Raw genomic sequence first — 14,165 nt, 5'->3', positions numbered from 1 at the left:
TTGTGGAGGTCGCTATGAGTGCGGACGAGCCATCTTGGAAGATGTTGATCGCTTCTTGACGGTAATCACGCTGTCCACGGTTTTGCTTCACGCAGGGCACAGGCCGGAGATCGCGATCATGCCGTGCTTTCTGTTCTCGATGTTGATCCGGGGACGGCTGACCGAGTGATGGCTTCGAACAAAAAGCCTAGCGGTGGCGCGGACAGGAGTCCTTCCGGTCCAGCCGATGTGATGCGCGCTCCGCGGATCCTAATCGTCGATGACGATAAGGCCGATGCAGATCGCATTGGAACGGCGTTGAAAAATCCCCTGACGAAGATTGGGCAGCTTGATTGCAAGATAGAGTGGGTCAACGACGTAGCAAGCGCTCGCCAATATCTCGAGAAAGACGATATCGACTTGTATTTTCTTGATCTTGATATCTCGGAATTCTGGGGAAAGCCGACCGACAAGGAAACGGGAAAAGCTTTCGTGAAAGCTGTAATCAACAAGACGAACGCTGGCATCATCGTATGTTCCAATCTGCCAATTGACGAGGAGGCGCCACCTCTCATCGAGTATGGGGCAGATGATTACGTCGAAAAGTCCTATGGCTTCATGGCAATCGCACCCCGGGCAATGTCGGTCTGGCGAAGAACGCACACGGAGAGGCGTTCCAAGCAGTCGCATTCCGGCCGGAGGTTTCGGATCGGGAATTGGATGTTCACCATCGGTGATCGTCGGATTACCGGCCATTTGGGGATCTCCAAGCGGCTTTCGATAACCGAACACATTTTCCTGCGCCATCTCTGTGCGGTGGAGGGGCATGTTATCGATAGCGAAGTCTTCAACATCGAGGTGCTGCGCAGAGAGAAAGGTGATAAGCACGTTCGACTGGACGTCTTCGTGCCAAGGCTTCGCGCCAAGTTGAACAACATGATCGACTTGGTTCCTCAAGGGCGAACGGGGATTTACAAGCTCTTGGACGTTGAAGAAGTGTTCTCTTTCTAGTTTGCTATGGCGCCTTGAGTGTAGTTTTCACTTTTTGAAGATGCCAATACGGACGGATGAAGGGCGCTTGTAGTTGGCTCCGATATATTCCCGCTCGGCGTCATCAAAGAAGATCCGAGCCGCTCCATGAGACTCCTCAGGGATGAACAGGAAAGCGGCGTCATCTTGCTTAAAGTTTAGATCGCTGACGTGCCGCCACTCTCGTTCCACATTCGAAGAAGTAAGTGGTTTTGGGCCGACCACCTCAAGCCCTCGCTTTCGCGAGCGTCAGCCGATCCTTTCCAAATCGGCCAGACACTTTTCGAGGTTATCTTTGGCTTCGCTCAACAGCCTCTTCGTCTCGCCCAGTCTCTTGAAGTCAGGTTTCACCGGGCCGGCACCCACCGCGCTCAGGTGATGGCAAACAGTCGTGAGATCGTTCGAAATATCCTCGAGAACGAAAGCTATATTTTCGAGCGGCACTAGCCCCGAAAAAAAAGTCTTGGGTACAGTGTCGTCTTGGCCGGCCGGCCCGTCGAACTTCACCTCAACGAGTGGGACTAGGACATCGCGATCGTCACGCGCAGCTCTGCCCATACTCATGACCAGCGAGCTGAATGTCGCCGAAATATATGTAAGCCGGTCGACCAGAGCGCTTCCATACAACATGACGGCGTCGGGATCGCTTTGCACCTCATCCGGCTTCGAAGCACTAAGATCTTCATTCGACATGTTCGGTCTCCTCTCCCTGCAGATGCAGGATCCCCACCGGGAATGAGACGGCTTTGGGGCTGTTCATCGACTCTATCGTGTAGGAGCCGTGCGCTTCGGCCTTTTTTGCCTGTACGACAGCGACGGTAAGGGCTTGATAGGAGCTTTTCGTCCTCGCCTTCATATATCCGGGCGCGGCAGGTGCCGGCCCATGAAAATGGAGCAGATAGTCCTCCATGGCTTGCCGGACGCCGCCAGCGCTCGCGTTCAGCGTCCCAGCTGTGTTGGCGTGCGATGAGCCCTTCATCGCCAGATCAATAAAGGTACGAAGAACCGTGTCTGCATCTGCCGCTAGGTGGAGCGGGTGGGCGGCTGCCGGAAAATTGTCTCGAACGAGATGGGTTGACCCGCCACGCTCCTTCGCTTCGCGCCTTTCGCGCCGTTCTAGCGCAAGTAAGCCGTCACGCGTCAGCGCGAAATGAGCGAATTTGCCCTGCGTTGTTCGCTCCAGGAAACGCGCATTCGTCATGAGGCGGAGAATGCGGCTGAGATTGGCATCTCTCAGAGACAGCCTCTTTGCGATCGCCGCCTTCTCCATCTGGCCCGACGGAGAGTCGCGGAGTAACGCCAGTATTGCGACAACGTGCTGACGATGCATGACCTCGTTCGGACGCGCGAGCTTCGAGGTATTGATCGACATCTGCAGAAGGTCATAGAATGCTCTGAAGCGCTCCGCATAGGCAGCATTCCTTGGTGCGAGCGTTGCGCTCATCCGACGCAAGATATCGAACCATTCCCGCAGCTCAGGATCACGCCGACGGCTTTCAAGGGCGTTCCAAACCCACGCCCCCAGTGTTGCATAGAGACGCTCCAAGCTTTTTTCGGAGCCCTCTTTGAGGAGGTCCGAAATGACACGCCTTGCCTCGCTCGCCGCCGCTTCGCCTGTCTCTATCTTTTCCAATGCTACGTCCGACATGGGCTAGCCCTACACCACAACCATTAAGAACGTTTTACAACGCTTTACTCTGATTTTGGTCTCCGAATCTAGGTGTCAAGGGCTCCATTTGTAGGCAGCCCAAACGCTTTTTTGACCGAGTTCCGCGACTGACACCGCGTTCGGTTCTTTCAAAAGGGGTAAGATGTTACCTAATCTGTGATCTCTGAACGCCGTTTGGGTTGGATGCTGCACCACGAAGCTACGAGTGCCGAACCGGACCTCAACCTGAGCCGCAGTGATTTGGTGGCCCTGCATCGTGCGGTCGTTCCCCATCGAGGGGACAAGCATCACGTCGAGGTCGAGCTCGCTGAAGGGAGTTTCGCAGACGTCACAGAAATCCAGGCAAATGGCGACCCCGATCAAAGCACCTTCGGTGGCCAGGACACATACGCGGTCACCCGCAGTGATGTTTTCCGTTCCCCAACCATCGTCCGCGTATGGGGCTATCTTGTCGTAGATCAGGCGCTCCTCTCCATAGCCGTTGTAGATCCGGGCTCGGTTCACGATCCCATGGTCGGTTGTCTCGTGCCAGGTCCCTGGAATCAGAATTTCGGGAGCTTCCAGCTCATCCGTAATGTCGCGATCTCGAACGAGCTTGAGGATGTTCTCGCGCAATTCCGGCGAGACGGTTAACTCGGGCCACACAATCGCGATGCAGTTCTCCTTCAGAGCCTGATCGATCTGCTGAGAAATGGTGTCCTCAGCTGACGGCGCGTCAATGCCAGAGATGATGAAGCGCTTATCGCCCTCTGTTGAATAGAACTCTGGCTCGAGCTCTAGTGCATTGAACAGGCAAGCGCCCATCTTCCATTCACTCGCATCCGGTGCGGTACTATGCAATGTGCGAGTATCCACGACCTGGACCGGGTAGCCCTGTATCACTGAGGGCAGGATCCGATGAAAGAGCAGGCCCCGTTTCGAGTAGGCTTGCAGCCGTCGAGCCGGACGCAATGCGCTCACGCCCTGCCGCGGAATGAACCAGCATCTAAGCTGCTCGACGTGCCACTCACTCGGCACGATCGGCCAATGAGACCGCCGATCAGCAAGCGCGCGGTCGAGTTCCCGTATCAGGCCGCCTATTCTTACGGCTGCGAGTTCAGCCGTCTCATCGGATAGCGACCACGAGAGATGGCCATCTCCTATTGAACCGGTGAAGCTCTCTCGAGCGTCCTCGATTCGCTTTTCTGTTAGATTTCGGTAGGCCTTGTGCACGCTTCCGGGAGCATTCCGAAACAGCGCGTCGAGCTCAATCAGAGCTTTCCTGAGATCATCCCGACTGGCATTCGTGATTAGCTCCTGGCGTCCGGCAAGCTCCCGCGCCTCTTTCTTCCAGGCATCAAAAACTGACGTTTCGGCTCGGTTGTCCACGCGCCCAGGCAAAATTTTCGTCCAAATCACACCACCAATATATTCCATCCATAGGCGTGCGCCGACGATTTTGCAATCGGCTCCACCAGTTGCTCACACTTCATCGCCGATGCCGAGCCGCCACAACGACCCGCTTTCGCAGAAGTGTACGACCCCGGCGAAAATCTGCGCAAAACCTAGTGGAAACAACGAAAAGCTGCATTGTTGTCGCGATGCTATTGACGAACCTATGCGGACTCTTTTTCAATATGGACGGGGGATCCGCGGGTGCTCAGGGGCACGCGGACGGGGGCGTTCATATGTGGATATTCAGCCGAGCCGCGGCTGGCATTGGCATCTGCCTTGCCATGGGCGGGTGCACTAGCCTGTATCATATTCATGACCCGCAGACAGGTGTGATCACGGCGGGTGAGCTGCCGTACTTTCTCAAGTCGATCAGGTGTGAGGTCGTGACTTTCTACCAGGTCGAACGCGAGAGGCGAAAGGAATACCTGAAGATCTACAAGAGGCGGCCTGAAGAGGCGTTCGACAGGTACGCTCATTTCGACATCGACCCCTTCCTGTACGGCACATTCTTGCTGGAGTTGAAGGTGACCGATACCGGCGGGCTTGGATCCGGTACGGCATTCGACTACAAACGGATTCTGAGCGTGAGCAGTAATGACGCGACCCATATCGGCCCCACTGCTTCAGCCCAGGATACCTATGACCTGATCTGGTCATTTCTGATGAAGCAGAACGCCCAGCTTGCGTCCGATACGGTGCCGGCGTCGGCGGATCCGGCAAGGTATGAGCGTGGCTGCTACCGAGGAGCGCCTGCGGACCTGATCGAGCTCGAAGGACTCGCCGAGCATAAGTATCCGGACCGCACCGCCTACAAGCGCATCATTGTCGATGCATCCAAGCCACTCGCAGCTTGGTTACGGGACAACGCGATCCTCATAGCCGCCAACAATCTCACGCCGGCTATGCCTTCGGAAAGTGCGGAGCCCGCGCAAATGACGTACACATTTTCAGTCCAGGTTACTGGCGGCGTCGAGGCAAAATACTCCCTCACTTCGTCGCGCTGGACGCCTGCCGCAGTTCAGGCATCGGCCTCCGCTCAGCAGTTCAGTAATCTCGGAATCTACATCAACGGTCCGAATGCCGTCCTTGCTAACGGAGCCAAATCCGGGTCCGCCGGCTATGCGGACAAAACGCCGCCGCTTGGATCAAAGGACAATCCAATTTACACGGCACCCTCGCCGGGAGGGGAAAAGTCGCAGGAATTCCCGGGAGGAGCCGGGTCCACCGGGCGCCGTACGGGTGCTGGGCCTCGGACAAATGGTTTCATTGTGGCGCCGGTGCCTGTGTTCCCGCCGACCCCTACACCGACGCAGTAGGAAAATGTTTCGCCTGTGGCTGCCCAGACTCGTTCTGTTGCTCGTCTTCTTGTTCTGCTGGAATGCGAACGCCCAGCCTGCGCTTCCTTCGGGAGTCTCCGAAATGGAATTGTACGGCACGGTCATTCGCGGCTCGAAATGGGACATCAAAGAGATACCCGTCTGCTGGGAAAACCTGCAGCCGAAGGATCAAAAGTATGCCGATCTGGTTCGAAAAGCCGTTGCGGAAACGTGGGAGACTGCGGCGCAAGGTGGCGTGTGGTTTTCGAAGACCTGGCCGTCCTGTACCGACGGCGCGCCGGGTGTGCACGTGCGGGTCGCTGATGTGGGTGCCCACACCGACGTCGTTGGCAAGTATCTCGACCGCAAGCCATCGGGCATGACTCTCAATTTCAGTTTCGATCATTGGAGTAAAGGCTGTCGAGATAGACGCGAGTTCTGCATTCGTGCGGTTGCAGTCCACGAGTTCGGACATGCTCTTGGTTTCACCCACGAACAGAATCGCGACGATGCGCCAGAGCAGTGCCGCAACGAGAAAGCTTCTGGCTCGGTCGGCGATTATAAAGTCACCAAGTACGACCCCAATTCCATAATGAACTATTGTAATGCAGCATGGAACGGAAACGGACAGCTCAGCCCACTCGATATCGCCGCTGTCAGGACATTCTATCCCTCCTGACACTCGGACTTTTCGTATCCATGAGCGCTCCCGCGCAGGCGGATCGCGCGGCGGTGCAAATTGCTGCGCGTTACAACGTCAGGACGGTTCACGTCCAGTTCGTTGGCGTCATGTACAATGATAAGCAGGACGTCGGCGGCGGCTCCGGGCTGCTCATCGGCGACAGCCTCGTGCTGACCAACAGCCACGTGATCGGACGCGAGGAGAACTACAAGAGCTTCGAAGTCAATGCCCGTCTTGGGTCGCGCAATGCGAACCCGATCAAGGTCGCTGCGGTTCATCGCGACGATGCCAGGGACCTGGCTCTTCTCGAGCTGTCGCAGCCCGCTGGAAACAGTGGAGGCGCCTCTCGTTGTCCGATGCCCGTGATCGATGACAACCAGCAAGCCCCGATGGGGACTCAGCTTTATCTGCTCGGTTATCCGCTCGATCTGGATCTGAGCATATCGAGCGGTCTGATAAGCAACCAGACTAGCCCGAACGGTCGCTGGCAAACGAACACGGTCATGAACGTCGGCAACAGCGGTGGCCCCGCATTCAACGAGTTCGGCGCCCTGCTGGGGATCGCAGTTGGCGGCATCATCAAGTGGAACGACGCGGATGTTTCTGGCGTCAACTTCATCATTCCCGCCACTGTGATTACCGCAAGCCCGCTGTACAGCATGATCGCGGCCATTCCGCAGCCATCTGTTTGCTGGACGAAGTGGGTCGAGACAACGATCTCGTTTGAGAACTGGAGCAAGCTGAATTCCACGCATGTGCAGACGCAAGCCAATGCCGGCGTGAAGATCCCCGAAATCCTCGCCGGAGCGATCCATACGCTTCTGCCCGAAGACCGCCGCCTCATCGCGAACGTCCCGGTATCGCGGCTCGTCGACCCGAAGTTGATCGAGCGGTCGTATACGGTGGACAAAACTAAGGACGATCACCCGGTCGTATTTGCGGAGCATTCGGCGGACTATGCCGAGACTTTCCCTGCTGAGCCCGGCTACCGCATCACAGGGTGCACGTGGCACGTCGAGACCGCCAATGGTGCCAGCAATATCGGTTGCGCGATCAACGGAGGCGGGGCGGAGGTTCGCTTCACCTACAAACTTACCAGCGGACCTGCTGTCGACAGGTATCGCGGATGGCTGGGCGCTACGGTCAACGTTTCCCAAACCCTTGCGAAGTAGGTAGCTGATCGATGGTCATGCTCGTCTTGCCAATTCTTGGTTCGAACCGGTTGCATCGGCTCGGCCACGCCTTCCAGCAGCTTCGAACAGTGCTCATCGTCTCCTTTTGCGCGCTCGCAACCGGTTGCGCCCACCAGGGTCCGGCCTCGCAGCAGGCCAACCGGCATATACAGACGGCGCCCCAGAAACATGAGAGCGCGTTCAAGAAATACGGCTATCGCTATGGTCCTGGGTACTATCACCAATTCCGGCACCATCATGGCTATCGGCCATGGCGACGGAGTCCTATGGTCGTGCGGCCACCAACACATTTGGCTGCGATCTGGGTCAATTCCAGACGAGGTGAAGATGGAAATAGTTGTTCGAGGTCGGCACAAAAGCTCTTTGTATGAAGACGGTGTGGTTTGTGGATTGCTGTGGACCTTAACCCCTTGGAAAGGGTTGCGCGACACCAAGGGCGGGACAAGTGCCAATTTTGCGGTTAGCATTCCCATCGTTCACAAGATGGAAGAAGTCGAAACGCCGAAGAAATGGTTTGGGATACGCAAGGAGGCAGAGGACGACGGAAAGCATTTCCGAATCCAGAAGCTCGACCGTCTTTCCCGTGAGGAGTTTGCTTCCGCCATCGCAAAACCGGCCGACAGCCTGATGCTCTTTGTGCACGGCTACAACGTTGCCTTTTCGGACGCAGCCTTCAAGGCGGCTCAAATCGCTTTCGACGCGAACTACAAAGGCCGTGTCATGATGTACTCGTGGCCGTCCAAGGGCGGAGTGGAGGACTATGACTACGATCGGGAGAGTGCTTTGTACGCTCCGGATGGCTTGTTCGATCTCCTCCAGCTCATTAAAACGGCGGGCAAAGTCTCTCGGATTATCGTGATTGCGCATAGTCTGGGCAGCCAGGTGGTTTTGGGCGCCTTGCAGCAAGCCGCGCTGAGCCAGACGGCGCTCGGGATTACTGAATTGATTTTTGCGGCCCCGGACGTGGATCGCGACATTTATCTACAGCGCGCGAGCCAAATCAAGGCAGCGGCGGGCGCGGTGACGCTATACGCGTCCTCGACGGATCTCGCGTTGCTCGCCTCCATGGAGAAAGCGCAATCCACGTCGCGAATGGGGTTCGTAACCAAGAGCGGGCCAACTCTCGTGCCCGGTATCGAAACGGTCGATGTTTCTGCTGTGGGAAGCGAAATGTTTGCTCTAAATCACAGTACGTACTCAACCAGCCGCGCGGTTCTCGATGACATAGGCCGGATCATCTCGTCTTCGACGCATCTTAAACCCCCGCAGCGGACCCCGACCCTGCGATCGATGCCCGATGATTCGAATACGACTTATTGGATGTATCCCTATTAAGTATCGCTCTTCGGCGGAATTGTGGGCGGCCACAAAACTGGCAGATGCGGGCGCGTTCAGCGCGGAAATTTAAGGAGCCGAGGCGAAAACTGATTGATTGCAGGGCGAAGGGGTCTCTTAATCAGCGGGTCCCAGGTTCGAGTCTGGTACGCCCACCAAAACAACGGGCGGCAGTTACTGGCGGCGCGCAATTGGTTCGGCTCACGTCTGGTGTTGGCGATGTCAAGCCTCGCCAGCATTGCAGGCGGAGCTGACGGCTGGCACGGTGCGGGGGAAGCGGCAGAATGCGTTGAATGTTGCGGCTGGCCGGCGACGGCTTGCAGAACTTGGCATCGTATCTCTCGGCCAGCACCAGAAGCCGCTTTCGCGTGAACGGGTCGGCCTTATCGGCTGGAGCGCGGCCCCGCTATGCAGAGCTCCTGTAGAACTCGACATACATGATGTGCCCCCACTACAACGCTACCAGGATTGCACTTCAGTACATCGACAGCTCCGACGTCAAGGCGGGCGAGCAGCGTGGCCCCGTCGCAGAATGTTCCGCGAGGAGCCCGTAGCAGCCCATCTGGCGGAACCAAGCTCGCCGTCGGCAGCGCAATTCACTGGCCGTCCTCCATCGAATGTGGAAGCGATGCTGGTAGTGCGGGGGACCGATGAATCCCGTGCTGGCGAGGACGGGCACACGAGCGCGACCTCTGCACCCATCGCGAGCTGCGTGATCCAGCCGCCCGCCAGTACGGATGGGGGGTCTGGAGAATTGCGCCGATTTCTTCAACATGTATCGGGTCGGCGTGGGCCTTGCAGTCTTTGTGGGCAGCGTCTTGGCTGAGCGATGTGGACGGGTTGGCTGGAACGAGCCTTGTCACAAAATTGCTCTTCATGGCGATAGCACGAAGCAACGGCGCATTGTTGCTCGGTGTGGTCGCCGAATCGTTGCGTCGACACGGCAAGAACATTGAAACGTTGCTCGCGATCATAGCTTCTGTGTTCATTGCAGCCGCACTCGCGCTGGTCGGTGAATCCACCTTTCCTGTCGCTACGGTCATGGATCATTGTAGCGGTGGTGGGATCCGCAATCGGCCTCAGCTGGGCGATCATCGGAGATTACTTTCCGGCCGAATTGATCGCCCGCGCAAGCGGCGTGCTCAACGTTCTGCATTTCGGGTGGGCCTTCCTCGTCCAGTACGGCACAGGGTTAATTCTCGAGCAATGGCCGGCCAAGGACGGACACTACCCCTCAATCGCGTATCAGACGGCGTTCAGCATCAATGTTGTGCTGCAGCTGGCCGCCCCGGTTTGGTTCATCGCCCCTTGGCTCAAAGAGTCGAATTGGAAACTGAGATCGCCCTGTCGAAGGGCCAAAGCAGGTCGGTTCAGGTCGTGATCCCGAGGGCCGAAATGGTCATCCTGGAAACCGATCAGGATGTGGAGTGGTGAACTCGGCTTTGCGCTGCCCGACTTCCCGCCTACAGGCGCGTCAAGAACGTCCGGCCGACTGATTGCCTGAGAAGCCCCAAACAGCTGGTCGGATATGCGACATGCGTCGCAAGGTCGACAGGAATGATACGAAAAGTGCGCGATATCAATGAGCGTTGGTTGGCACGCGAGTTGCAATTTTTCTCCGCAAAGCCAAGTAAAGCGGATTTGAGCAATGACCACTCTGACTGAGAGCGCAAGTCAAGTCGATGCGGCGAACGTGCTGAGCGTCGGTTCGCGGGCCCCCTCGATCAAAGTGGAGAAGTGGCTACGCGGCCAGCCGGTTAGAAAGTTCGAACCTGGGAAAGTATACATCCTCGAATTTTGGGCGATGTGGTGCGGACCATGTATCGCCTCGATGCCAAATTTGGTGGTCCTGCAAGACAAATACAGGAACAATGGGGTTGAGGTGGTGGGCATCGCGGCTCACGAACAAGCTTCGACGGAAAATGAAGCGCGAGCCAGCTTAGACGCCTGGTTGACGAAGAGCTTGCCAAATCTGAACTACGCGATCGCATTCGACTACGCCGGCGAAATGAAGAAGCTTTGGATGGATCCCAGCCTTTCTGTCGGGATTCCCACGTCATTCGTCGTCGACCGTGACGGCCGCATCGCCTTTATTGGCCATCCGACGCAGCTCGATAATGCCTTGCCCAAAGTTCTGAACGGATCCTGGGCAATGAGCGATGAAGCCAAAGCGCTGGATGCGGAAAGGATAAACAAGGGTCGACGCAGAAAGCGTGAACTATCGCAGAAGCGAGCGTTGGTGGAGCCGATCTTTGCCAGACTTGAGCCCGCCATGAAACGAAAGGATTGGCCGACAGCCCTTTCAGCTATTGAGGAGGCCCTCGCTGCGATGCCGGACGAGGTCACTTTCCGTGGGCTTCATGCGGAATTGTTGCTTCACAAACTACGCGACATGCGGGCTGGCCTGCCGGTGTTGCGCCAATTAGTTCGCGACGCGATCGAGAAGAAATCCGTGGTTTGGATGAGCGTGGCGATCCGCCAACTGTTCGACTCCGCGAAAGACTACTCCGATTTTCCACATGCAGAGCGCTTTGACATGGGCAAGGACCTCTCCGAACACATCCTGGCCGCGAATCCGCCCCGAGGCAGCGAGGGCGCGAAGTTCCTGTCGTACGGGGCGGTCGCTCAGTACTATTACGAGACGGGTAAGAGGGACCGCGCGATCGAATTGGTCGAGGTGGCGCTGAAGTGGCTGGATGCAGCGCCCGCCTCGGATGTAGCGAAACGCGACCTCGTGCAGTGCTCTCTCCAGGCTTTGGCGAGCTACAGGAGTGAGAAACTCTCTTACAAGGAGTGCTGTTCAGCCCCGCAGAATGCGGCTCCCGAAAAGCCGGAACCGAGATCGCCAAGGGAGGCAGCGTGAGCAATGCTGCTTGGCATGTCTTTTCGGTGTTGTGGTTTTGCGATCGAAATCGAAGCCTCTTGGGAATGTCGGGGCATTCACATGAAGTGAGGACAGGAGGAGCGAGTCGGTGAACGCAGGCGAGGCCGCACCACCATAACTTCTTTATCGCGAATGTTTCCTCGAGCTTGGTCGCGCTCCGACGCGACAGCGGCGAGAATGCCTGCTGAAGGGAGAGTGGTCGCCGGCTGCTAAAGTTGGCCTCCTAGAAGATGCTGGATGGCATTTTCGAACAACCAAAAAGATAGAAATGGGTGGTGACGCTGATGCTTTCCAGCTCTCAAGGAAGCTTTCTCAACCTTCTATCGCTTCCCTCGGAAGCGGTTCAGAACTTCGTTCCGCTTGGACAGCAAGCCGATTCGGGAGAGGCGCCAGTCCGTGGCTCTGGACTGTGCTGTTCGGAGCCGTCAGATTCCCCTGCGCCCCTCAGTGAAGGAAAACTGAGCGAAGCTCTACCTTCATTGAGCGCCCTCTTTGCTAGCACGGCGCCGGGCCGCGCATGATGTACAATCAGCGCCAGCGCCGCTATGTCAAAGCCGCCGCCCTGTTCCGGAAATCTGGGCCCTGGTACAAAGTTCTTTATGTCCAGGTACTCATAGCGATCCTGATTGGCATTCTCGTTGGCTGGCTATGGCCCGCTGTGGGGACGAGTAGCTGGGTCAAAGCGCTTGGAGATGGCTTCATCAAGCTAATCAAGATGGTGATCGCGCCTATCATCTTCTGCACTGTTGTGTCCGGAATTTCGCATGTTCAGGATGCGCGAAAGGTCGGCCGAGTCGGCGTCAAGGCGCTACTTTACTTCGAGATCGTATCAACCTTCGCGCTCATCCTGGGTCTTTTGATGGGCAATCTCGCTCAGGTCGGTCATGGGCTCGCTCCCAAGGGGGATGCCGCGGCCGTAGCCAACTACGTCAAGACGGCGGAAGCGCAGAAGACGGTCGATTTCCTCCTCAATATCATTCCGGATAGTGTAGTTGGCGCCTTGGCCCGAGGTGACGTGCTCCAGGTGCTACTGTTTGCCATCCTGTTCGGGTTCTCGCTGATGGCGCTTGGGGACGGGGGTGAGCGGATGCGCGGTCTGGTTGACGATGCTGCACAAGCGGTGTTTGGAGTCATTAGGATCGTAATGAAGGCAGCGCCAATCGGGGCGTTCGGCGCCATGGCCTACACGATCGGCGAATTCGGACCGTCCGCGCTCGGTAAACTCCTCGGATTGGTTGCCCTGTTTTATGTGACAGCCGGGCTCTTCGTGATCATTGTGCTTGGCCTGATCGCGCGCTTGGTAGGCTTTTCTATTCTAAAGTTCATCAGGTACATCAAGGATGAGCTGCTGATCGTGCTCGGAACATCGTCGTCCGAAAGCGCGCTGCCGCAGTTGATGGAAAAACTGGAACGGCTCGGCTGTTCGAGGGCGGTCGTTGGCCTGGTGGTGCCGACAGGATACTCTTTCAATTTGGATGGGACGAACATTTACATGACGTTGGCGACCTTGTTCATCGCGCAAGCGCTCGGGGTCGATCTCAATTTCGGCCAGCAGCTCACGATACTCATTGTGGCGATGCTCACCTCGAAAGGTGCAAGCGGTGTTACCGGTGCCGGCTTTGTCACCCTGGCCGCGACCTTGACTGTGGTCAGTCCTGAACTTGTCCCTGGCATTGCGATCGTATTCTCGATCGATAAGTTCATGAGCGAGGTGCGTGCGCTTACCAACATCATCGGGAACGGTATTGCCGCGGTGTTTGTGTCCTGGTGGGAAGGCGAACTCGATAATGTTTCGCTACATGCGCAGTTAAAATAAATGTGCGAGCTCAGCCTACATCGCTGACGAATGCCGCGGGCCAACAAAGCCGTACCGTTCAGTCCTGATTGGTCGCAGGCGAGCATCCGGTGGAGACATTTGTTTTATTCCAAAGTGCCACACAGACCAATGGTTCCCCTTAACCTTTCGATTTCGAAGCGAGCCGGCTCGACCGTTCCCTTATGAGCATCATTTAGATCACGCATAATCTAGGCGTAGTAGCCAGGATCGCCCGATCGGGTGATGGTGATGCATTGCGAACTCATCGTGGACTAAAATCCGAGGATTAGGCCGCGGGAGAACCCTGTGGCGAAGGTCACAGTCCATCAGTTTACGAACTACGACATCGCTGCCGATCACATGGTTAGGAGAGGTTGCAGCGCGCGTGGGCTATCGTTGTCATCAAAGCGAACGTCCTTGAGAACACCGGAACACCGCTGTAGACGTCGATGACGCTGCGCTTGGGAGAGAGCTATCGCCAAATTTTGGTGACGGCCTGAGCCGGTTAGGCGGCGGCGGTTGTGGGCTGGCGGTCGGTGACTTGTCGATGACCTCGATCCCGTCGTTGAATGTTACAACGAGAACGGGTTTTGAGAACTGGTTATGACCGTCGAGGTGGCGCCAGCTTCTCTACGCGCCCGCGACTAGTACCCGGAATCAGAGCTGAGTGATACGGTGGCCTTTGAATCTGCGCTGCCGAACTTTTTTCTTGGTCCACACGAAGGGCTTGGCGCTTTCGTTGTATGCGTCAAATGTAGGCATCGATGTGCTCCTGGAGCTGCGTCAGGCTTGTGAAGGAAGCGCCGCTGAGCGACTGCCCTTGCAGGA

At 56.9% G+C, this 14,165-nt stretch carries 11 protein-coding genes and 1 pseudogene; 8 read left to right on the top strand and 4 right to left on the bottom strand.

The window, feature by feature from the left end; genetic code table 11:
• The first annotated feature begins 123 nt into the window (after window positions 1-123).
• A complete protein-coding gene (locus AC0L2O_RS27625) occupies window positions 124-990 on the top strand; it encodes a response regulator transcription factor (RefSeq protein WP_473371948.1) in 867 nt (288 codons plus the stop codon).
• 267 nt (window positions 991-1,257) lie between these two features.
• Here AC0L2O_RS27625 and AC0L2O_RS27620 read toward each other — a convergent pair whose 3' ends face one another.
• The 3 genes from AC0L2O_RS27620 to AC0L2O_RS27610 form a co-directional block, all read right to left on the bottom strand.
• Window positions 1,258-1,701: a hypothetical protein gene (locus tag AC0L2O_RS27620; RefSeq protein WP_409190645.1), complete on the bottom strand. Its 444-nt coding sequence runs from the start codon at window positions 1,699-1,701 to the stop codon at window positions 1,258-1,260.
• Window positions 1,691-2,656 carry a hypothetical protein gene (locus AC0L2O_RS27615; RefSeq protein ID WP_473371947.1) on the bottom strand — a complete coding sequence of 322 codons (966 nt, stop codon included), beginning with the start codon at window positions 2,654-2,656 and terminating at the stop codon, window positions 1,691-1,693. Before AC0L2O_RS27615 ends, AC0L2O_RS27620 begins: the two co-directional genes overlap by 11 nt.
• Window positions 2,657-2,731: 75 nt before the next feature.
• The gene (locus AC0L2O_RS27610) at window positions 2,732-4,093 is read right to left on the bottom strand and encodes a carbon-nitrogen hydrolase family protein (RefSeq protein ID WP_473371946.1); all 1,362 of its coding nucleotides are present in this window, start codon (window positions 4,091-4,093) and stop codon (window positions 2,732-2,734) included.
• Window positions 4,094-4,344: 251 nt separating this feature from the next.
• Here AC0L2O_RS27610 and AC0L2O_RS27605 point away from each other — a divergent pair, with 251 nt between their 5' ends.
• From AC0L2O_RS27605 to dctA, 7 genes are all read left to right on the top strand, one after another.
• Window positions 4,345-5,427 (top strand): hypothetical protein, encoded by a 1,083-nt coding sequence (locus AC0L2O_RS27605; protein WP_473371945.1) that lies wholly within the window; start codon window positions 4,345-4,347, stop codon window positions 5,425-5,427.
• Window positions 5,428-5,431: 4 nt separating this feature from the next.
• Window positions 5,432-6,106: a M12 family metallopeptidase gene (locus AC0L2O_RS27600; RefSeq protein ID WP_473371944.1), complete on the top strand. Its 675-nt coding sequence runs from the start codon at window positions 5,432-5,434 to the stop codon at window positions 6,104-6,106.
• A gap of 20 nt (window positions 6,107-6,126) precedes the next feature.
• Window positions 6,127-7,281, top strand: a complete 1,155-nt coding sequence (locus AC0L2O_RS27595) for a S1 family peptidase (protein ID WP_473371943.1) — start codon at window positions 6,127-6,129, stop codon at window positions 7,279-7,281.
• 348 nt (window positions 7,282-7,629) lie between these two features.
• The gene (locus tag AC0L2O_RS27590; RefSeq protein ID WP_473371942.1) at window positions 7,630-8,637 is read left to right on the top strand and encodes an alpha/beta hydrolase; all 1,008 of its coding nucleotides are present in this window, start codon (window positions 7,630-7,632) and stop codon (window positions 8,635-8,637) included.
• 795 nt (window positions 8,638-9,432) lie between these two features.
• Complete coding sequence (locus tag AC0L2O_RS27585; RefSeq protein ID WP_473371941.1) at window positions 9,433-10,071, top strand: hypothetical protein; 639 nt, start codon at window positions 9,433-9,435, stop codon at window positions 10,069-10,071.
• Window positions 10,072-10,285: 214 nt separating this feature from the next.
• Window positions 10,286-11,500: a TlpA disulfide reductase family protein gene (locus tag AC0L2O_RS27580; RefSeq protein WP_473371940.1), complete on the top strand. Its 1,215-nt coding sequence runs from the start codon at window positions 10,286-10,288 to the stop codon at window positions 11,498-11,500.
• 541 nt (window positions 11,501-12,041) lie between these two features.
• On the top strand, window positions 12,042-13,337 hold the full coding sequence (gene dctA, locus AC0L2O_RS27575; RefSeq protein WP_473371984.1) for a C4-dicarboxylate transporter DctA: 1,296 nt from the start codon (window positions 12,042-12,044) through the stop codon (window positions 13,335-13,337).
• 657 nt (window positions 13,338-13,994) lie between these two features.
• On the opposite strand, the pseudogene AC0L2O_RS27570 reads toward dctA, so the two are convergent.
• A pseudogene (locus AC0L2O_RS27570) lies at window positions 13,995-14,165 on the bottom strand (IS630 family transposase); the annotation flags it as partial.

Source organism: Bradyrhizobium sp. Kon10 (genome assembly GCF_055807395.1).
The sequence above is the reverse complement of the archived record's forward strand: the minus strand, read 5'-3'. Positions and strand labels throughout refer to the sequence as shown.